A 21,018-nucleotide genomic window follows, 5' to 3' on the forward strand; every position below is an offset into this window, starting at 1 on the left:
GCCGCGAACCCGCGACCCGGCGCGACGGTGTCATGTCACCTGATGCTGGCGACGTCGCTCGCCGTGCCCCCCTTCCGCGCCTCGAAGGCGAGGGTCACCACGCCGCTCGTGCCCGGGACCGCCACGGTCTGGACGCCCGCGCGGGTGATCTCGACCTTCTTCGTGCCGAGCACCTTGCCGTCCCACACCTGGAGGTTCGCCGTGCCGGGCCCGGTGGCCCGCAGCCTGACGCTGACCGAACCGCCGGAGGGCTTCGGCCTCCCGGTGATCCGCGCCGTGTCCGAGCGGGGCGCTTCGGGGCCGGCGGCGAGCGGGACGCCCGTCCGCACGGCCTGCAGGATCGACTCCGGCGAGTTCACCGAGGACGCCGCGTCGGTCGGCATGACCGGCTCCGGAGGCGTGGTCGGCATCCCGGCGGGCGGGGTGTGCCCGGGCAGGGACACCAGGCCCCAGCGGTACGGGTCGCCCTGCACGCCGCCCCAGGTGGACCAGCCGATACGGGTCTGGCCGGTCTTGTCCTGGGTGTCGGAGTCGTACACGAAGATGTTCAGGCCCATCCGCGCCGGGTCCACGGCGGTCGGCAGCGCCTTGAAGGGGATCTTCGTCTCGATCACGTACCCGTCGTAGGGGTCGGCGACCGTCGAGGCCACCTGCATCCCGGGCGCGGTCTCGGGCCCGCCCTGGTGCGCGTCGGCGTCGCGCTCGAAGCACGGCTTGCCGTCGGACATCCGGGGGAAGATGCCGGTCTTGAACGTGGTGGAGGTGTTCTCGGAGTCGCCGCGCGGGTCGATCGCGATCTCGACCGAGTCGCTCCGCCAGTGCCGCTTGCAGTCGTCCGCGCCGAGCACGGTCCCCTGCTTGTCGTCACGGACCTTGACGAGCAGGTACAGCGCGTCGTCGGTCCAGGTGACCTTGCCGGTCGCCGAGCAGTCGTCCGCCGAGGCGCACGCGTCGCCCTCCCACACGCGGGAGAGGTTCAGCTCGGGTCCGGGGTACTCGCCGGCCGCCTCCTTGCCGTCCACGGCCGGGGCGCCGGCCGCCTTCGGCAGGACGGAGGTCGGGACGAGCTCCAGGCCGCCCTTCTGCACGTCGGCGGCGCCCGAGGACGGCGTCGTCGTGATGGTCACGTCGTAGTCGCCGCCGGTGCCGCCCTCGTTGGAGGTGGGCAGCGAGGCGTCGGTGTTGGTGACGGTGAAGGTGGCCGAGCCCTTGGCGCCGGCCGCGAGCGTGTAGGGCTTGGACGGCTCGTCGGCCGCGAAGCCCTTCGGCAGGTCGAGCCGGACCGTGCCCGACTGGGCGGACGCGGTCGTGTTCGCGAGGTCCACCCGGACCTTGCGGGACTTGCCGGACGCCAGCGACAGCACCGGCTTGACCTGCCCGGTGAGGGACTGGACGCCGGTCTTGGCCGCCCAGGAGTCGAAGTCGGAGACGCGCGGCAGCGGCTCCATCGTCCCGGTGACGGCGGGCTGCACTTCGACCTGCGTCGTGGCCTGGCCCGTGGCCTTCCCGGCGGTGAGGGTCGCGGCGAGCTGGACGCGCCCGGCGGCGGTCCCGGCCGGAGGCGTGACCGTGAACGTCGCGGTCCGCTCCTTCGTGCCCACCGTGCCGAGGTCGCCCGAACCCGCGACCTTCCAACCGGCGGGGACCGACAGCGCGGCCTTCGCCCCGCGCAGCGAGCGCTCCGCGACGGCATGAGCGGTCACCTTGAACCCGGCGCCGGGCGTGACCCCGAGCGACTGGGTGGTCAGTGAGAAGCCGGTGCCGAGCGGAAGCCCGCCCTTGCCCGGCAGCACCGCGCCCTCCAGCATCGCCGTCGGGCCCGTGTTGCCCAGCGTGAACGGCGCCCGGCTGTGGATCTGGGTGAAGAAGTCACAGCCGATCTTGGACGGGTCGGACGGCACGTCCGGGAAACCGCCCCAGCCCTGGCTCACGTAGGTGCGCTGGGCCTCGCGCTCGACCTGCGCCCACGTCTTGCCGCCGTTGCGGGCGGACGCGCGGCCTCCCCACACGCCGCGCACGAGCGTCCCCGGCCGGGACGGCTTCAGGTCGGTGGCGCACGCGGCGCCCGTGGGCCCGGACGCGCCGCCGGTCTGGAAGATCCGTCCGGGCGCCCAGGTGCTCAGCCCCTCCTCGCGGAGCTGCGCGGGGTACGCCTTCGGGTCGGCCGCGGCGAAGTAGGCCTCGGTCGCCAGGCGCGCCGCCATCTGGTGGTTGCCGTGCTGGCCCGGCAGCGGCGCGGGCACCATGGTGACGATCACCTTGGGCCGCGTCTCGCGGACCAGCCGGACGACCTTCTCCAGCGACTTGTCGTGGTCCCAGGTCTTCGCGGTGAGCGGGGTGCTCACCGTGTAGTAGAAGTCGACCTTGTCGAGGTAGTGGATGTCGGTGACGCCCGCCTTGCCGACGGCGCGCCGCTCCTCGTTCTCACGGAGCAGGCCGAGCGGTGGCCCCTCCTCGTTCCCGGACGCGTTGCCGCCGCCCTCGCCGCGCGTGACGGTGAGGACGCCGGTCCTGGCCTTGTCGAACTCGTTCCACTGGCCGAGCGTGGACAGCGTCCCGGCCTCGTCGTCGGGGTGGGCCCCGACGAACAGGACGTCCAGCCTCCCGTCACCGGACGGGGCGCCGCCCGGTGCGGACGGCGCGCCGGCCGGTGCGGGCGCCGCCTGCGCGGGCGGGGACGCCAACGCGAGGGCGGACGCCGCGAGCGCGGCGGAAAGGACGGCGGGTAGGGCGAGTCTTCGCAAGTGAACTCTCCTTTACTTTCCCTACTCCTTGATGGCCCCCGAGAGCATTCCTGCGATGAACTGTCGTTGCAGGAAGACATAAACGATCACGATGGGCGCGGCGATGATGAGCGCGCCCGCCATGAGCAGCGAGTAGTCGGTCTTGTGCGTGCCCTGGAAGAAGGACAGACCGAGAGGCGCGGTGCGCAGCGCCTCGTCCGAATTGATGATCACCAGCGGGAGCAGGAACTCGTTCCAGGTCCACATGGTGGTGAGCAGCAGCATGGTGAGGATGGCGGGGCGGCCGATCGGTACCAGCACCCGCCACAGCGTGGTCCAGCTCGACGCGCCGTCGATGCGCGCGGCCTCCAGCAGGGAGGGCGGGATGCTGCGGAAGTAGGCGCGCATCCAGAACGTGCCGAACGCGACCGACATCGCGACCTGCGGCAGGATCAGCCCGGCATAGGTGTTGTCGAGGCCCATCGACCGGAGGTCGAAATAGAGCGGCACGACGACCGCCTCGGTCGGGATCGTCAATCCGGCGAGAAAGACCAGGAACAGCGCCGAGGCACCCCGGAACCTCATCGCGCCGAGCGCGTATCCGGCCATGATCGACAGGATCGCCGCGATCACGACGGTGCACGCGGTGACGATGAGGCTGTTGCGCAGGTAGGTGGCGAAGTGCCCCTCCCGCCAGGCCGTGCCGAACGAGGAGAAGTCCACGTCGTCCGGCAGCTTCAGCGCCTGCGTCACCACGCCGATCATCGGGAACACCGCGATCACCGCGAACACGGCGAGGAGCGCGTGGTTGAAGATCCGTTCCCCCCGCGGGTTCATGCGTCCTTCCCTTCCACCAGGCGGCCGATCCCGGCGGTGACGGCGAAGGCCAGCACCGCCAGCGTCACGCCGATGGCGCATCCGAGCCCGACCTCGCCGGTGTTGAACGTGCGGTTGTAGACCTCGTAGGCGGGCACCTTCGTGGCGTCGCCCGGCCCGCCCTCGGTGGCCATGTAGATCAGGTCGAAGTTGCGGATCGCCATGATCGTGGTCAGCGTCAGCGCCACCGCCAGCTCGCGGCGCAGCGCGGGCAGCGTGACGGTGAGGAACTCACGGACGGCGCCGGCGCCGTCGATCCGCGCCGCCTCGTACAGCTCCCTCGGGATCTTCTGCACCCCGGCGAGGAACAGCACCAGCGCCAGCCCGATCCCGACCCACGTCCCGACGAGGCCGACGGCGGGCAGCGCGAAGGTGAAGTCGCCGAGCCAGCCGTGCCGCCAGTCGGGCAGGCCCGCGCTGTGCAGCCAGCCGAGGACGGTGTTGATCGGGCCGTCCTCGGAGTACACCCACCGCCACGCCACCGCGACCGCGACCATCGCGATCACCTGCGGCAGGAACAGCACGGTCCGGAAGAACACCAGACCGCGGATCTTCGTCCGGGACATCGCGCCGACCAGCACGAACGCGATGCAGCACGGGAAGACCGAGTAGAACACGATGAGGACCAGCAGGTGCCCGAAGGCGCCGCGCAGCGCTGGATCGGTCCAAGTACTGGTGTAGTTGGAGAGGCCCGCCCACTCCGCCGTCCCGAGGCCGTCCCAGTCGTACAGCGAGAACTGCGCGCCGCGTATCAGCGGCCACAACAGGAACCCCCCGTACACCAGCAGGGCGGGCAGGACGTACAGCCACCCGATCGCCCGGGGCTCCCCGGGGGGCCGGCCCCCGTACCGGCCCCCCGGGCGCCCGGCCGCGCGCGTGTCCGCCGGTTCGCTCCGCTTCCTCGCGGTCTTGTGCCGCGCGACGGTCGTCATGTGCGGGCTCCCTCTATCTCCGTGTCGGCCCGGTCACTTCTTCTTCTGGAAGGCGGTGTAGTCGTCCTGGGCCGCCTTCATAACGGCCTCCGCCGACTTCTTGCCGGCGACGAGCTCCTGGAGCGGGCCGCCGAACGCGTCGGTGAAGGTGGGGGTGGCGTAGTCGATGTAGGGCGTGGTGCCGTCGTTCTTGCTGAGCTCGGTCCAGGCCGTCAGCACCTCCTTCATCAGCGGCGCGGAGGGCTGCTTGGACGGGGCGGGCAGCACCGGCAGGCTGCCGGTCTCCACCGCGACGTCCATCGCCTCCGGCGAGGTGATGAAGTTGATGTAGGCGGCGGCCACGTCCGGGTGCTTGGTCTTCGCCGTGATCGACCACGGCAGGCTCTCGCCGCCCATCGTCGCCACCGGCGCGCCGGCCTGGGAGGCGGGCGGCAGCATGAAGCCGACCTTCTCCTTCATCCGGTCGTTGAGGTCGGGCGCCCACCAGGTGCCGCCGAACATGAACACGCCGTCGCCCTTGGCGAAGTTCACGGGCGTGTCGTCCCACTTGATGGAGTTGGCGTTCTTGGTGAGGTAGCCCTTCTTCGCCCAGTCCGACAGCCGCTGCGCCGCCTGGACGTTCGGGCCGTCGCTCCAGGAGCCGCCGCTGCCGAACACCAGCTTGCGGACGGACTCCTTGTCGGTCAGGCCGTCCTGGAGGAGGCCGTAGAGCTGCATGGCCGGCAGCTTCTCGACGTTGCCGAACGCGACCGGGACCTCGCCCTTGTTCTTCGCGGTCGCGAGCGCCTGCTCGAACTCCGCCCACGTCTTCGGCGGCTGGATGCCGAGCTTGGCGAGCTTCTCCTTGTTGTAGTAGAGCCCGACGATCTCACCGTTGAGCGAGACGCCGTACAGCTTGCCCGACCCGATCAGCTTGCCGTCGTCGGTGACGCTGTTGAGGTCCATCAGGCCCTTGGGGAAGCGCTTCTTCCACCCGTACACCTGGTCGTAGGAGTCGAGCGGCAGCAGCATGCCGGCCTTGACGAACTGCGCCATCGCCGCGTAGCCCTGGTTGGCCTCGACGACGTCGGGCGGGTTGCCGCCCGACAGCGCGAGCCGCAGCGTCTTCTGCAGGTCGCTGAACGAGCGCGAGACCCGGTTGATCTTGACGTTGGGGTACTTGGCCTCGAACCGCTTGTTGAGCGTCTCGATCTGCTCCTTCATCCCGCCCTGGACCTCCTGGTCCCAGACGGTGAGCGTCACGTTGCCCGCCCCCGCGACGTCGGTGCTGACCGCCGCTGGCGCCTTGTCGGCGGGCTTGTCACTGGACCCGCCCGGCGCGCACGCGGCGGCGAGGGCGGTCACCAGGGCGGCGGCGGTCGCGACCGCTCCCCGCCTCATCAGTGCCGGCATAGCGGCTCCCTTCTCTCTTACTGATCCTGCGCGGTTCTCTCGGCCGCGTTCAGGACGGCTGCTGCAGGTCGGCCCGGAGGGTGGGCTCGGCCCGGACGACGGTCTCCGACGCCGAGTCGGGGATGTAGTCCACGACGAAGGCGTACGGTTCGAGTTCGGCCTCGGGGACCTCGCCGGACTCGCCGAACGCGGCGATCTCGCCCCAGCAGGGCGCCCCGAGCGAGCCGCTGCGGTGCCGGACCGACAGGCCCGCGCACAGGTTCGCGAACCGCAGCCGCTCGGCGAGCGGCAGCCCGGCGAGCGTCCCGAACAGGAACCCGGCGGCGAACACGTCCCCGGCGCCGGTCGCGTCGAGCGCCTCCACCGGCAGCGCGGTCGTCTCGGCGACCTCGCCGGTGGCGGAGTCGATCGCGATCGCGCCGTCGCCGCCGCGCTTGACCACAACGACGGGGACCCGCGCGGACAGCGCGCGCGCCGCCTCCTCCGGCGAGCCGGTGCGGGTGTAGGCCATGGCCTCCACGGCGTTCGGCAGGAACACGTCCACGTCCTCCAGCCGGTCGAGCACCTCGCTCGACCAGGTCTCGGTCGCGTCCCAGCCGAGGTCGGCGAACACGGTGGTGCCGGCCTTGCGCATCTCCTTCGCCCAGCCCGGCACCGGGCGCTCGATGTCGACGAAGCAGGCCCGCGCGGGCGGCGGCGGGGAGCCGAGCACCGCCTCCCCCGCGTCGCCCGTCCCGTCGCCCGTTCCGTCGCCCGTGCCGGACGCGAGGTCCGGCATGGGCTTGGCGTAGGTGACCATGCTGCGGTCGGAGTCGTAGGCCAGCGACACCGTCACCGGCGTCGGCCAGGCCGTGACCCGGCGGGAGTGGCCGAGGTCGACGCCCTCCTGCTCGGCGAGGGTCCGCCACAGGTAGGCGCCGAACAGGTCGTCGCCGAACGGCGCCGCCAACCCGACGCGCAGGCCGAGCCTGCTCATCGCGACCGCGATGTTGGCGATCCCGCCGGGCGCGGAGCCGAGGCCGTCGGTGAACAGCTCGGTCCCGGGCGGCGGCAGGCCGGGCAGCCCGGTGAAGATCATGTCCATGAAGACCTGGCCGGACAGGAACACGTCCAGCCCGGGCTGCTCGCCCTCCTCGGCGTCCCGGCGAAGCAGCTCGCCGGCCAGGCCGCGCTCGGCGCACGGGTCGGCGAGTGATGGCTCGGGCGGGCGCCCGGGCGCCGCGGCCTCGCCCCGTCCCGCGTCCGCGGCCGGATCCGCCCCGTTAAGGGTCTCTGCTGTCATGACGCCTCCTCACGAGGTCCGTCGGTGCTGATGGTGGTGCGGGCTGGGGTGGTGCTGTCGGGGGTGGTGCTGTCGGGGGTGGTGTTCGCGGGGGTGGCAGGGGCAGGGGGTGTCCTGGTCACAGGACGGCGGTGAGCAGGGACACGGCCGACTCCTGGCGGGCGATGTCGGCGCGGTCGAAGGGACCGGTCCAGCTCAGCCCGTACTGGTCGCCGCTGCGCCCGTGCTCGTACAGGGACGCCGCCTGCGCGCGCAGGTAGCCCCGGTAGGGGTGGCCGGGCAGGACGGCGTCCAGCTCGGCGAGGTTGCGGGCGAAGATGCCCTTGAACGACGCCTGGTCGGCGTTGCAGGTGCCGGCGGGCTCGCACGGCTCGGTCAGGACGCCCCGGGGCGACAGCTCCGGGCTCCTGATCACCGCGTCGGCGATGCGCCGGGCAGAGGCCAGCAGCTTCCGGTCGCGGGTCGCCTTGTACAGCTCGGCGAGCCCGCCGAGCACGACGCCCTGGTTGTAGGTCCAGGTGGTGCCGTGGTTGCTGGCGCAGCCGCCGTCCTGCGTGGTGAGTCCGTCGTTGACCAGGTTCTCGTTGTTGATCATGCCGCTGCGCTCGAACCAGCGCCACGCCTCCTTGGCGCGGGCGAGGTACACCCGGTCGCCCCGGACGCGGTTGTGCAGGGACGCCAGCAGCTTGAAGTACAGCTCCAGGCTGATCGCGTTCTTGTACGACCTGCCGGGGATGTCCCACCAGACGCCGCCACCGCACGTGTCGTCCCAGTACTCGCGGATGTAGCGCTCGTCGGTCTCGGCGATGTCGAGGTAGCGCCGGTCGCGGGTGAGGTCGTACACGCGGACCATCGCGAGGGCCCACCAGCCGGTGTCGTCGGTGGAGTCGGCGCGGAACTCGCCGCCGCCCTCGGGCCACCACGGCAGCGGCTTGCGCTGCTGCTCGATCGTGTTGCGCACCTGCGGCATGTAGCGGGTCGAGCCCGTCTCGGCCATGTAGTCGAGCAGGGCCTGGAGGGCGTTGCCCGACTGCCACCACGGCGACTCGGGCTGCCAGCGGCCGGACCCGCGGTCGTAGAACCGCATCATCGCGTCCACGGCGGCCGCGGCCCTGGCACGGTCCCGCGCGGGCCGCGACCCGTGCGCGCCCGGCGCCGCCTGCGCGGCCGGGACGACCGCGAGCAGCGCCGCCGCCACCACGGCCGCGAGGGCGGCCGCGAGCAGGCGGCTCCCGCGCGGGCCCCGGGTCACCGGTCGCCGCCGGGGGGTCACGGCCGGCCGCCGGGGGTGAAGACCGCCGCCACCTCGGGGATGCGGTCGATGTAGCCGTCGAGCAGCTTGCGGCCGAGCGTGGCCGAGTCGACGAGGGGGTGCAGCGCGAACGCCTTGACGGCGTCGGCCCGCGAGCCGGTGAGCGCCGCGCTGATCGTGAGCCGCTCGACGGCCTTCATCTGCTGCATGAGCCCGGTCTGGTGCAGGTCGGGCTGCTCCAGGACGAGCGGGTGGATCCCGTTGGCGTCCACGGTGACGGGCACCTCGACGACGGCGTCCCCGGGCAGGGCGGTGACGGTGGAGCCGTTGCGGACGTTCAGGATCATCCGGGCGGGCTCGTTGCGGCTGATCGCGGCCATCACGCTGAGCGCGACCCCGGCGTAGCCCTCGTCCACCGGGTCCACCCCGGCGTGGTCCTCCAAGGCCTCGCCGGTCTCGGCGCCCTTCATCTCGGCCATGTAGCTGGCGCTGCGGGAGGCGACGGTCTCGCGCCACAGCTCCAGCGCAGCGCCGCCGGACGCCGCCGCGATCCGCTCGTAGAACGCCGCCTGCTGGGTGGCGAGGAACTCGCCGCGCGTCTGCGGCGCGTCCAGGGTGGCGCGCACCGCCTCGCGGTTGAAGTAGTAGTAGTACAGGTACTCGTTGGGGATCACGCCGAGGTCGCGCAGCCACTCGCGGCCGAAGACGACGCCCTCCTCCAGCGAGCCGAGCAGCGCGTCGTCGGCGAGCATGCGGGGCAGGACGTCGACGCCGTCGTGCAGGATGCGGCGCATCCAGCCGAGGTGGTTCAGGCCCACGTAGTCGAGCTGGAGGCGAGCGGGGTCCAGGCCGAGCGCGGCGGCGACGCGGGTGCCGAGCCCGGACGGGGTGTCGCAGACGCCGAGGACCCGGTCGCCCAGCACCGCCCGCATCGCCTCGGTGATCATCCCGGCGGGGTTGGTGAAGTTGATGACGTAGGCGCTCGGCGCGAGCGCCTTCACCCGCTCGGCGATGTCGACCATGACCGGGATCGTGCGCAGCCCGTAGGCGAGGCCGCCGGGGCCGGTGGTCTCCTGCCCGAGCACGTTCAGGTCGAGCGCCACGCGCTCGTCGCACACCCGTCCGGCGAGGCCGCCGACCCGCACGGCGGCGAAGACGAAGTCGGCACCCTCCAGCGCCTTGTCGAGACCCGTGCTGGTGTAGACGGCGGGCGCGCCCTCGACGCCCTCGGCGAACGTGGCGAGGACCGCCGCCATCGCCTCCAGCCGACCGGGGTCGGAGTCCTGGAGCCAGACCTCCTCGATGCGCGGGGAGCCGTGGTCGTTCAGCAGCGCCTGGTACACGTAGGGCACCCGGAAACCGCCGCCCCCGAGAATGGCCAGCTTCATGCGATGACAACCTTCCCGCCCGCCTGCCGGCAGAGCTCAAGAGTCTTCGGGTCGGCACCGGCGGTGGTGACCAGCGTGTCGATCTGCGCGAGGGAGCACACGCGCAGCGAGCCGGTGCCGGGGAACTTGGCCTCGGACGCGACGAGCACCACCTGGTCGGCGGCCTCGATCATGGAGCGTTTGATCTGCGTCTCGATCTCCATGTCGTCCACGACGTGGCCGTTCGGGCGCACGCCGGTACAGCTCAGGAACACGAGGTCGGAGCTGACCTGGCGGAGCGCCGCCTCGGTCAGCGACCCCACGAGCGAGAGGTAGTTGCGCCGGACGACGCCGCCGAGCAGGCACACCCGGACGGCCTCGTCGTCGCGCAGCTCGTCCAGCACCGCCAGGTTGGCGGTGATCACCGTGACCGGGCGGCCGCGCAGGTGCCGCGCGATCAGCCGGGTGCTGGTGCCGATGTCGAGCACGACGACCATGTCGTCCTCGACGAGGGCGGCGGCGCGCTCGGCGACCGCCTCCTTCTCGGCGCTGTCACGTTCCGCGGACGCCGCGAACGAGATCTCGGGCGCCGCCGCCTGCGGGGAGAGCGCCGCTCCCCCGTAGGTGCGCACGAGTTCGCCGTTGCGGTCCAGCACGTCGAGATCACGACGGATCGTCGACTCGCTCACCTGGAGCGTCTCCGCCAGCTCCTTGACGGAGGCGGCCCCCTTCGTGCGCAGGGAGGACACGATCTGCGCACGACGCTTGCTCGATGTCACGCAGGGGAACGTAACACTTCTGCACGACTTCGGTCATCTGTCACTGTGAATTTGCTTGAAGTCGGTCAAGAACCCTTCTGACGTGCGTGAACTCGGTCAGGGGCGCGGTCGAGTCAGGGTTGCGTGTCAATCGTGGGAACGTTCCACAAACGAGTGAACCGCCCACGGGCGATTCCGTGGGCGGTCCACCGCCGCCCCCCGGTCAAGCTGACTGGTCAGACCCGGACGGAGGGCGCGGAAAAGTCAAGGACGGACGAAGACCCCGATTCCGTTGGCGACCGCGCGCTCGACCCCGTCCGAGGGGACGTTCCGCACGGTCACGGCCGGTTCCTCGCTGCCACGGGCCACGAACGTGGAGGAGCCGCCGCCGTCCAGGTTGACCCCGTCGTCCACTCCGGCCTTGTCAAGCAGGGCGGCCAGCTCGGCGACGGTCAGGCCCGCGCTGCGCTGCGACCGCCCGTCCACGACCATCAGGTAGAGGTGGCGGCCGTCGCGGCTGGCGCCGGCGGCGGTGCGCGGCGCCGGGCCCTTCGGGTCGAGCCCGGCGAGCGGCTCGCCGTCGCGCAGGATCGGGAAGCCGCCCACCGCGAAGCTCACCCGCTTGGCACTGGCGAACCGGTAGCGGACGCCGACCCGCTCGCCGGGGGTCAGCGTGCGCAGCGTGTCGGCCGCCGCGCCGCGTCCGACCAGCACGGTCGTGCCGGGCGGGATCGCGCCCTCGCCGATCGAGTCGGTCACCTTGGTGACGACGCCGCGCTCCAGCGTGACCTCGGCGGTGTCGGTGTCGCACGGGTCGTCGCGGCGCGCGTCGCTGCCGCAGACCGCGCGCAGCCGCGACACCGTGCCCCACTCGCTGGTGAACGCCCCGGCGGAGCCCTGCGGCAGCGCGTACTGGTTGAGCCCGCGCAGCGGGAGGTCGAGGTGGCGCGCGCGGACCGTCCCGACCAGGTGCAGCCGGGTCACACGGGCGCGGTGGTCGTCGGTGACCGCGATGACGTCCTCGGCGGACGTGCCGGGCGGCAGTCCGGGCCCGAACCGCTGCTTGTCGGGCACGGCGGCCTTGAGCGCCCTCCCCTCCTCGATCTCGGGGCCGGACGCCGACCCGGTCGGGGTGACGCCCGGGTGCGTCTCGCTGATGTTGAAGAAGTCGCCGTTCACCCCGGCCAGCGCCTGCCGGGCGTTCGCCATCTGGGAGACGGTACCGCGCGCGGCGACCGCGCCCGGGGACAGCAGGCCGACGCGCACCCGGGGGTCGCGCAGGTCGACGTCCAGCAGGTCGCCGAGCACGGGCCCGGCCGGGGAGGACGTCTCGAACGTCCTGAACACGACCCCGGGCGCCAGCCGCGTCGTGGAGGTGTAGCGCGGCGGGTCGACCGCCCCGGGGTCGGCGGGCGCGAGGGTCGCCGACCGCGCGTCCGGCCGCTCGCCCGAGCCCGCGCCGTCGACGTCCGGCGGGCGCGGCCCGCCGGCGGACGCCGGGGCGGCGCAGAGCGCGACCACGGAACCGGCGGCCGCCAGCGCGGCCGCGAACCTCCGTACCGCGGGGAGCCGCACGGGCACCCTCGGTCCGGACGGTCTCAACAGGGGCGTTCTCACAGTTCACCACGCCTTTCTCAGCGATCACGAAGCCTGCCGATCATGGCGTGCGCGAGGTGAAGCGACGGTGGGATCGGAGTCAACAGTGATCGAAGATCCGCGTGCGCCGACGTGACCCGGGCCCGTGGAGGCGGACGGTGAACGCCGCGCCCGCGCCGGGACGCCCCGCCACGGTGAGCGTGCCGTCGTGCGCGTCCACGACCTCGCGGGCGAGGGCCAGGCCGAGCCCGAACCCCTCCGCGTGGGCGCCGGTGAAGCGCGTGAGGTAGCGGCCGGCGTCGCGCGGGTCGAGCCCGGCGCCGTCGTCCTGCACGGTCAACTCCACCAGCCCGGACGGTCCGCGCGCCACCATCACGCGCACGTTCTCCTCGGCGTGCCGCACCGCGTTGTCGAGCAGCGCGGTCACCACGCGGCGCAGGGCGGGTTCGGTGCCCCGGACGAGGTGGTCGTCCCCGCGCCGCAGCACGTCGATCGTCACGCCGCGCGCCTCGGCCCTGGCCTTCTCCGCCGCCGCCTCCTCCTCGGCGAGCGCGGCCAGGTCGACCGGGGCGCCCTCCTCCCGCCCCCGGGCGGGACGGGACGCGCGCAGCACGTCGTCCAGGACCTCGCCGAGCTGCCGGGTGCCGACGACGAGGCGCTCCATGTCGTCGGCCACGTCGGTGCCGGGCTGGAGCCTGCGGGCGAGGAGCTGGGCGCGCAGGTGCAGGCGGCTCAGCGGGGCGCGCAGCTCGTGCCCGGCGTCGGCGGCCAGGCGCGCCCGCCGGTCGAGCGCGTCGCCGAGCGGGGCGAGCGCGCGGCGGGCGAGCAGGTGGCCGGCCAGCGGCGCGGCCAGCAGGCCCGCCACCTCGGCGGCGGCGAGCGCCCGGCGGATCCGGCGGCGCGCCTCCGCCGCGTCCCCGCCGCAGAGCGTGGGCTCGGGCGGGCCGTCCGCGATCGCGCGGTGCGAGAGCGCCCACGCCAGCAGGAGCGGCGCGGAGACCCCGGCGGCGACCTGGAGGGTGACCAGGCGCCGCGTCCGGGCGAGCAGGCTCCGCTCCAGGTCGGCGGCCGTCACAGCTCCCCCACCCGGTAGCCGACGCCGCGCACCGTGTGCACGACGCTGTCGCCGAGCTTGCCGCGCAGGTAGTAGACGTAGGTGTCGACGATCGACTCGGTCCGGGCGCCATCGAACACGTGCTGGCGCAGGACGGCGCGGGTGTGCACCTGGCGCGGGCGGGTCGCGAGGGCGCGCAGCAGCCGCGCCTCGCGGCCCGACAGCGGCACCTGCTCGCCGGTCGGCAGCGCGACGACCCGGTTGTCGGCGTCGAACCAGCCCGCGCCGAGCGGGAACTGCCCCGCCCGGTCCAGGTGGCGGCGCAGCAGCGCCCGGACGCGGGCCAGCAGCTCCTCGACGTCGAACGGCTTGACCAGGTAGTCCTCGGCGCCCGCGTCCAGGCCCGCGACCCGGTCGGCGACGCTGCCCGCCGCGCTCAGCACGAGCACCGGAACCGTGCAGGCGCGGCGGCGCAGCCGCAGCACCAGCTCGATGCCGTCGGCGTCCGGCAGGCCGCGGTCGACGATGATCGCGTCATGGTCGTGGCCGAGCGCGAGGTGCAGGCCGCGCTGCCCGTCGGGCGCGAGGTCGACCGCGTACCCCTGCTCGGCGAACAGGCCCGCGAGCATCCGGCCGAGCTCCCCGTCGTCCTCGACGATGAGCAGCCGGTCCGCGGCGCGCTGCCGCACCCGGCTGGCGGTTTCCGTTGGCGCGGACACGAGGCCACGGTCGCACCGTGATCAGGAAACCGCCAGCCTTGAGGGCAATTGTGGACAATTCCGAAAATCATTGAACCGGTTCGGGGATTGGCACGTTCTTTTCGTGTGCCTCCAACCGATCCGGAAGGGCCAGCTTGTAGAGCGGAAGGGTCCCGGCGGTGGTGACGACGGCCACCAGGACCAGCATCGAGAACACCTCCCGGCTGATCATCCCCTGCGCCAGCCCGATGTTGATGAAGATCAGGATCATCAGCCCGCGCGCGTTCATCAGCGCGCCGACCGCGTACGACTCGCGCCACCCGAACCCGATCGAGCGCATCGCCAGCGCGCAGCCGAAGTACTTGCCGCCGAACCCCGCCGCCATGATCAGCAGGAGCGCGAGCAGCAGCGTCAGGCTGCTGATTCCGCCGAGGTCGGTGTTCAGGCCCGAGAAGGCGAAGAACACCGGCAGCAGCAGCGTCGAGACGGTGCCCATCATGCGCTCGTGCACGGCGCGCCGGAACGCCATGTCGCGCGGCATCGCCAGGCCCGCGACGAACCCGCCGAAGACCGAGTAGACGCCGATCCAGTCGGTGAGCCAGCCCGCGACCAGCGGGACGAGGACGACGACGTACATCGCGCCGGCGCCGATCCCGCCCCGGCGCGTGAAGTCCTCGCCGAGCGGGCGCAGCAGCCGGGTGACGACGGTCAGCATCACGGCCGCGAACAGCGCCGAGAGCCCGATCGTGCGCCACGCGTCGCCCATGCCCGACCCGAGGTGCAGCGCCGACAGCACCGCGAGCAGGCACCAGGCGAGCGCGTCGTCGACCGAGGCGGCGAGCAGCGACAGCCGTCCGAGCGGGGAGTTCTCCAGGCCCCGCTCGTAGAGGATCCGGGCGAGCATCGGGAACGCGGTGAGCGACAGCGCGCCGCCGACGAACAGCGCGAACTGGAACCGTCCGACGTCGGGGCGCGAGAGCGTGCCCCACAGCAGGGCTCCGGCGGTCACGCCCAGCAGCAGCGAGGGCACGACCCCCGACACCGCGAGGCCCATGGCCCGCCGCGCCTCACCGGGCCTGGCGGCCTGGTGGTCGAGTCCGGCGCCGACGAGGAACATGTAGAGCGTCAGGCCGATGGTGCTCAGCACGTACAGGATCGGCCTGACCTCGGCGGGGAACACGGCGCGCTGCGCGTCCGGGAACAGCGCGCCGAACAGGGTGGGGCCGAGGAGGACGCCCGCGACCATCTCGCCGAGGACGCGGGGCTGCACCACCATCAGCGCGAGCCGTCCGCAGACCGCCGAGGCGATCAGGATGACGACGAGCGCGGGCATCACCTTGAGGGTCAGTTCGAGGTTCGGGTCGGTGCCTCCCGAAGCCAGGGCGGGGGTGGAGACGAGGACGGGAGCCGGGGTGGGGGCGAACACCGTTCCTCCGTTTCGTGGTCGGTCGGGTTCAGAACCTTTCGGGGTGGAAGTGGCGGGCGCACAGCCGCTGCCGCCGCGCGTCGCGCACCATCCGGGTGCCGAGGACGAGTTGGACGAGGCTGCGCCACACGTCCTCGAAGCGGTCGCGCGCCCACATGGCCGGCAGCGCCGCGCGGTGCGCGCGCCCGGTCGCGGGAGGCGTCCGGGGGACGAGCAGGCACGGGCCCCGGTTGGGGAGCGACCGGGTGTGCGAGGCGGACGTGGCGAGCGCGTACCGGCGCAGCACCTCCCGCACGGCGACCCGCATCGTGATCGGCGCGAGCCGCCAGGCGGGGCACGGGCGGTTGGCGGCGACGCCGAACGGGATGTGGTGCGGGGCCGCGCCGCCCTCCCGGCGCCGGGAGGGGGCGAAGCGCCCGGGGTCGAAGCGGTCCGGCTCCTCGATCCCGGCGTGGTGGAACTCGGGGTAGTTGAAGCAGAGCACCGACCCCGCCGGGATCGTCGTCCGTTCGTCCACCTCGATGTCGCCGGTCGTGATGCGGTGCGCGACGCCGAACAGCGGGTAGAGCCGCATCGTCTCGGCCATCACCTGGTCGAGCACGCGGTCGTCGCCGGTGCGGGCCTGCTCCTGCGTCTCCGGGTGCCGCGCGAGGACCATCAGCAGGTGCGCCATGGCCTCCGACATCTGGACGACGGCCGTGTTGAAGAACGTGCCCTGGAGGTAGAAGGACCTCTCCTCGTCGGAGAGCCCCTCGGGGAGCGGGCGGCGGACGTCGTCCAGCCGTCCGGCGAGGTAGCGGGTCAGCCGGTGGCGGCGGTCCATGTGGCGGAGCCCGCAGCACTTGAGCGCGGTGACGACGTCGTCGGCGTTCCCCACGATGAGGTCGCGGGCCTCGCGCGGGCACGGCTCGCCGAAGACCAGCTCGTAGTAGAACGCGGCCCAGACCGGCATCATCAGGTCCCGGAGCCGGACCGTCCCCCCTCTCCCGACGCCGTCCAGCGCCGCGGCGACGCTGCGGCGGGTCAGCTCCTCGGCGTCGGCGCGCGGCACGGACAGGAACCCCCGGGTGGCGCGGGCGACCGCGTCGTAGCGCTCCCCCGCCTCCAGGTGCTCCTGGTGGACGTGCGGCCCCGGCGCCAGCCAGTACCAGAACAGGTCCGACAGGACGGCGCCCTCGCTCCGGCCTCCCGCGGCCGGATGCGAGTACACCTCCAGGAACCGGTCCACGCCGACGGTCTCGCCGGGGACGGGGATGCCCTCGTCGCCGTTGATCCGGGCGAACAGCCGGACCCGCAGCGCGACGACGCGTCCCGGCAGCCACCACGGCAGGCTGAGCGCCACCGCGACGGCGGTGAGCGCGACGACCGCCGCCGTCAGCATGTCCGCCGGACCATGCTCGGGTCGAGGTCGGCCGGGGACGCGCACCCGCACAGGGCGAGCGCCTCCCGGACCTCGGCGCGCAGCATCGCGAGCACGCGGGCGGCGCCCCGCTCGCCGCCCGCCGCGAGGCCCCACAGGACCGGGCGGCCGACCGCGACGGCGGCGGCGCCGAGCGCCAGCGCCTTGACGACGTCGGTGCCGCGCCGGACGCCGCCGTCCAGCAGCACCGGGACGGCCCCGTCCGCCGCCGCGACGACCGGGGGGAGCATGTCGAGCGTGGCGGGGAGCGTGTCGAGCTGCCGGCCTCCGTGGTTGGACACCAGCAGCGCGGCGGCGCCGTGCTCGATCGCGGGCCGCACGTCCGCCGGGTTCATGATGCCCTTGAGCACGATCGGGAGGTCGGTCATCCGGCGGAGCCGGTCGATGTGCTCCCAGCCGATGTCCGGGGACATCACGATCGGCCGCACGGCCGCGCCGTCGCGGAGGTTCTCGCAGCACAGGCCGTCCGGGAGGTCGTGGAAGCCGTGCGCCAGCTCGCGCTCGCGGACGCCGCGCGCGGGCGAGTCGACCGTGACGACCAGCGCCGCGCAGCCCGCCGCCTCGGCGCGCCGCACGACGGTCTCGGTGAAGGGCATGTCGGGCTGGATGTAGAGCTGGAACCACAGGACGGCGTCGGGCGCGGCGGCCGCCACGTCCTCGACGCCGACCGTGCCGGCCATGCTCACCATCATGATCGTTTCGTTGGCGGCGGCGGCGCGCGCGGTGGCGCGCTCGCCCTCGGGATCGGCGAGGCGGTGGAAGGCGGTCGGGGCCACGAGCACGGGCATGGCCGCCCGGCCGCCCGGGAGCGCGACCTCCGTCCGGGGCTCACCCGCGCCCCGCAGGATGCGGGGGAGCAGCGCGAGGCGCCGGAACGCCGCCTCGTTCGCCCGGAGCGTGACCTCGTCGCCGGCGCCGCCCGCGAAGTAGTCGTAGTGCGCCGGGTCGAGGCGGGCGCGCGCCTCCTCCTCGAACTCGCGCGGGGTGGCGGGGAGCCTCGGGACGGTGCTCATGGTCATGCGGAGGCCGTGGGGAGGTGCTTGGCGATGAACGCGCGGAGCGGCTCGACGTGGACCTCCCGCGACGTCCAGTCGTTCTCCAGGTTCTCGGTGACGTGGTGGACGGCCGGCGGCCCGTCCGGGCCGTGGAAGCGGACGACGGGATGCAGGTAGTGGCCCTCGTGCGCGCGCTCGGCGTCGCGCTGGGAGATCCGGCCCTGCGAGACGTCGAAGGGGTCGCGCTTGGCGTGGTCGGGCCCGTACTCCAGCGTGACGGTGAAGTGGCCACGGTCGCCGCCGGCGAGGGGCTCCTTCAGGTCGACCGGCAGTTCCTCCAGGTAGCGGGCACCGTCGCCGGGGAAGTCGATGACGTCGCCGAGCACCTCGAACTGCTGCCACAGCGCGGACGTCCGGTTGACGCGCTCGATCACCGCCGCCGTGAGCGCGTCCGCGTCGGCGGGCAGGGCGCGGGCGGGCCAGGGGTGGGCGTGGTGGCGGCTCTCCAGGATGCGGTGCAGCGCGCGGACGCTGTAGCGGAAGCCGTGGATGAACCCGGTGGTGCCGTGCTTGAAGTCGCGGGACTGCATCAGCGTCCCGGCGAAGTACATGCCGGGGACGTTGACCGACTCGAACGCGGGGGTGAGCGCCGGGAACCGGTCCCGGATCGTCGTCTCGGGACGGCAGCCCTCCCCGAAGATGGAGGTGTCCATCCGGAAGCCGGTGCAGACGATCACCTTGTCGTAGGGGATGTCCTTGGTGACCTCGTCGGCGCGGACGAAGGACACCGTCACCAGGTAGGTCCCGTCGGGCCGCTGCTCGACGCGGCGCACGTCGCCGTCCAGCACCGCGTTCTGGAGCTTGAGCTGGTAGGTGTCGAGGAAGTTGTTGTTGATCGCGCGCAGGTGGCCGACGAAGTGGGTCCGCCACGCGAGGTTCAGGGTGTTGGGCCCCGCCACGTGGATGACGGCGGCGGTCTCGATCAGGTTGTCGGCCGTCTCGAACGCCGAGTTCGCCTTGCCGAGGATGAGCACCCGCCGATCGAGGTAGTCGGCGGGGTCGACGGACGCGGTGCCGTAGACCTCGGCGGTCTCGATGCCGGGGATGTCGGGGACGTTCGGCCCCCCGAACCCGGTCGCGACGACGAGCCGCCGCGCGCGGCGGACGGTGCCGCCCTGGTCGGTGACGGCGAACGGGCCGTCCGGGCCTTCGCGGGTGACGCTCACGACGCGCGTCCCGTAGGAGATCCGCAGGCCGGACGCGGAGGCGTAGTCGGCGAGGTAGCGGAGCATGTCGTCGGCGGGCGGGAAGTAGCGGTCGCTGTAGCGGGTGAACAGCAGCTCGGGGTCGTCGGACAGGAGCGAGTTCCAGTCCGCGCGCAGGTTGCGCTCCGGGTCGTCGGTCCCCGTGTGCTTCTTGTTGATCGAGATCAGCGTGCGGTGGCGCGGGAACGTCCTGAAGAACGTTCCCGGCGCCTCGCCCTCCTCCAGGATCAGGTAGTCTCGCCCGGCCTTCTCCAGGAAGTATCCGAGCTGCAGACCGGACGGCCCGGCTCCGATCACCAGGCTGTCCAGGATCGTGTCCGGCACGGCACCCTCCATCACGACGATGTGGTTGAACGGACAACCTTGATCGTGACGGAGAATTCTCAGAGCTTGATCAGAAAGAACCGGTCAGAATGGCTCAGAGCAGCCGCAACAGCGCTTGTTTATCGGGTTTTCCACTGGCCGCGACGGGCACCGCCGACAGCTCCGTCACCGTGCGCGGCACGGCGTCCCCGCCCAGCTCGGCGCGGACGAGCGCGGCCAGCTCCTCCCGGTCCGGGGACCGCCCGGCGACGGGGACGACGAACGCGTGGACGGCCTCGCCCGTCCGGTCGTCCGGCGCCCCGGCCACGTACGCCTCGGCGACGTCCGGATGGGAGGCGAGCGCCCGCTCGACCGGGCCCGCGTACACCACCATCGCGTTCACGATGATCACGTCGCGGGCGCGGCCGGTGAGGCGCAGCAGGCCGTCGGCGTCCAGCCGGCCGAGGTCGCGGGTGCGCAGCATGCCGTCGCGCAGGACGTCGCGGTTCTCCTCCGGCTGCCCCCAGTAGCCCGTCATCTGGCACGTGGTGCGCACGAAGATCTCGCCCTCCTGACCGATGCCGACCTCCCGGCCCGCCGCGTCGCGGATGCTGATCTCGACGCCCGCGCGGACGCGGCCGACCGAGTCCAGCGCGGCCGACGGCGCCGCCGCGATGTCGGCCGGGGTGAGCATCGAGATCAGGTTCGCCTCCGTCTGCCCGTAGCCCTGGTAGACCACCGGGCCGAGCCGCTCCACCGCCTCGGCCAGCCGGGCCGGCGGCAGCGGCGACCCGGCGACGACCAGCGCGCGGAGGGTGCCGCCCGCCGCGTCCGGGTCCTCGCGCAGGAGGTCGAGCATCGCGCACAGCCGGGGGACGGTCAGGATCGAGCCGGTGATCCGGTGGCGGCGGAGCGCGTGCGGGAACAGGGGCCGCCCGTCGTCCTCGGGGATGACCGCGACGCCGCCGCCGAGCAGGCAGAGGCCGAGGAACTCCAGCACGACCATGCTGGCCAGCGTCCCGAACAGCAGGTAGCGCTCGAACCCCTTGGCCAGCTCGGCGGCCAGCGGCGACCACGCGCGGGGCTGCCACGTCCAGTGCCCGCTCATCGCCCGGTAGGTGACCGCGCACCCCTTCGGGCGCCCGGTGCTGCCGCTGGTGAAGGTCAGCAGCGCCACGTCGTCCGGACGCACGAGGACGTCCGGCACCCCGCCCGCGGGCGAGGCCAGCAGGTCCACCGCCCCCGGGCACGGGCCGAGCGAGAGCAGCGCGCCCGACCGCGCCAGCTCCGGCGCCGCCGTCGAGGCGTCGACGAGGACGGCGGCGACGTCGGTGTCCAGGACGTGCGCGAGCTGGCCGGCCGAGTAGCCGGGGCGGACGCACACCACGCGGCAGCCCAGCACGTGCGCGGCGACATGCGCGGCCAACGCCTCCGGTGTCAGCGCCGTGCGGACCGCCACGGCGACGCCGGGGCCGAGCCCCGCGCCGAGCATCGCCCCCGCCAGCCGCCCGATCAGCTCCAGCAGCTCACCGCGCGAGACCACCCGGTTCCCGTGTTCGATGACGGGGCTGTCCGGGGACTCGCGAAGAATGTCCAACAGGGGCCGCGGGAAGATCATCTCATTGGGCACAGCTTGTCTCCTCACCACCGCGATACCACCGCGATGCTTGTCCGGTGCG

General features: G+C 73.0%; 16 protein-coding genes. All 16 read right to left on the bottom strand.

The annotated features are described in order from the left end of the window. Positions 1-35 precede the first annotated feature (35 nt). Entirely contained in the window at positions 36-2,744 is a 2,709-nt protein-coding gene (locus tag KLI87_RS30955; protein ID WP_156218659.1) for a sugar-binding protein, read from the bottom strand. 21 nt (positions 2,745-2,765) lie between these two features. Continuing rightward, positions 2,766-3,560 (bottom strand): carbohydrate ABC transporter permease, encoded by a 795-nt coding sequence (locus KLI87_RS30960; RefSeq protein ID WP_156218660.1) that lies wholly within the window; start codon positions 3,558-3,560, stop codon positions 2,766-2,768. Further along, positions 3,557-4,531 (bottom strand): carbohydrate ABC transporter permease, encoded by a 975-nt coding sequence (locus KLI87_RS30965; RefSeq protein ID WP_156218661.1) that lies wholly within the window; start codon positions 4,529-4,531, stop codon positions 3,557-3,559. Before KLI87_RS30965 ends, KLI87_RS30960 begins: the two co-directional genes overlap by 4 nt. A 33-nt stretch (positions 4,532-4,564) precedes the next feature. Beyond that, positions 4,565-5,923, bottom strand: a complete 1,359-nt coding sequence (locus KLI87_RS30970; protein WP_156218662.1) for an extracellular solute-binding protein — start codon at positions 5,921-5,923, stop codon at positions 4,565-4,567. A gap of 49 nt (positions 5,924-5,972) precedes the next feature. Next, a complete protein-coding gene (locus KLI87_RS30975; protein ID WP_214619881.1) occupies positions 5,973-7,205 on the bottom strand; it encodes a carbohydrate kinase family protein in 1,233 nt (410 codons plus the stop codon). Between the two features lie 118 nt (positions 7,206-7,323). After that, on the bottom strand, positions 7,324-8,457 hold the full coding sequence (locus KLI87_RS30980) for a glycoside hydrolase family 76 protein (RefSeq protein WP_214619882.1): 1,134 nt from the start codon (positions 8,455-8,457) through the stop codon (positions 7,324-7,326). A 17-nt stretch (positions 8,458-8,474) separates the two neighbouring features. Further along, entirely contained in the window at positions 8,475-9,845 is a 1,371-nt protein-coding gene (locus tag KLI87_RS30985; protein ID WP_156218664.1) for a 6-phospho-beta-glucosidase, read from the bottom strand. Beyond that, on the bottom strand, positions 9,842-10,603 hold the full coding sequence (locus tag KLI87_RS30990; protein WP_214619883.1) for a DeoR/GlpR family DNA-binding transcription regulator: 762 nt from the start codon (positions 10,601-10,603) through the stop codon (positions 9,842-9,844). The genes KLI87_RS30985 and KLI87_RS30990 overlap by 4 nt, the downstream gene beginning before the upstream one ends. A gap of 243 nt (positions 10,604-10,846) precedes the next feature. Beyond that, the gene (locus KLI87_RS30995; RefSeq protein WP_214619884.1) at positions 10,847-12,157 is read right to left on the bottom strand and encodes a phosphodiester glycosidase family protein; all 1,311 of its coding nucleotides are present in this window, start codon (positions 12,155-12,157) and stop codon (positions 10,847-10,849) included. Positions 12,158-12,278: 121 nt separating this feature from the next. Next, entirely contained in the window at positions 12,279-13,253 is a 975-nt protein-coding gene (locus KLI87_RS40545; protein ID WP_214619885.1) for a HAMP domain-containing sensor histidine kinase, read from the bottom strand. Further along, entirely contained in the window at positions 13,250-13,951 is a 702-nt protein-coding gene (locus KLI87_RS31005; protein WP_214619886.1) for a response regulator transcription factor, read from the bottom strand. Before KLI87_RS31005 ends, KLI87_RS40545 begins: the two co-directional genes overlap by 4 nt. A 67-nt stretch (positions 13,952-14,018) precedes the next feature. Beyond that, positions 14,019-15,356: a cation:proton antiporter gene (locus KLI87_RS31010; RefSeq protein WP_214619887.1), complete on the bottom strand. Its 1,338-nt coding sequence runs from the start codon at positions 15,354-15,356 to the stop codon at positions 14,019-14,021. A 28-nt stretch (positions 15,357-15,384) separates the two neighbouring features. Then, positions 15,385-16,737: a cytochrome P450 gene (locus KLI87_RS31015; protein ID WP_214619888.1), complete on the bottom strand. Its 1,353-nt coding sequence runs from the start codon at positions 16,735-16,737 to the stop codon at positions 15,385-15,387. Beyond that, on the bottom strand, positions 16,731-17,795 hold the full coding sequence (locus tag KLI87_RS31020; protein WP_214619889.1) for an alpha-hydroxy acid oxidase: 1,065 nt from the start codon (positions 17,793-17,795) through the stop codon (positions 16,731-16,733). Before KLI87_RS31020 ends, KLI87_RS31015 begins: the two co-directional genes overlap by 7 nt. Next, positions 17,792-19,360 carry an NAD(P)-binding domain-containing protein gene (locus KLI87_RS31025; RefSeq protein WP_214619890.1) on the bottom strand — a complete coding sequence of 523 codons (1,569 nt, stop codon included), beginning with the start codon at positions 19,358-19,360 and terminating at the stop codon, positions 17,792-17,794. Before KLI87_RS31025 ends, KLI87_RS31020 begins: the two co-directional genes overlap by 4 nt. Positions 19,361-19,454: 94 nt before the next feature. Then, entirely contained in the window at positions 19,455-20,969 is a 1,515-nt protein-coding gene (locus KLI87_RS31030; protein ID WP_214619891.1) for a class I adenylate-forming enzyme family protein, read from the bottom strand. Positions 20,970-21,018: the final 49 nt, after the last annotated feature.

The organism is Actinomadura sp. NEAU-AAG7, from assembly GCF_018603865.1.
GTDB lineage: Bacteria > Actinomycetota > Actinomycetes > Streptosporangiales > Streptosporangiaceae > Spirillospora > Spirillospora litoris.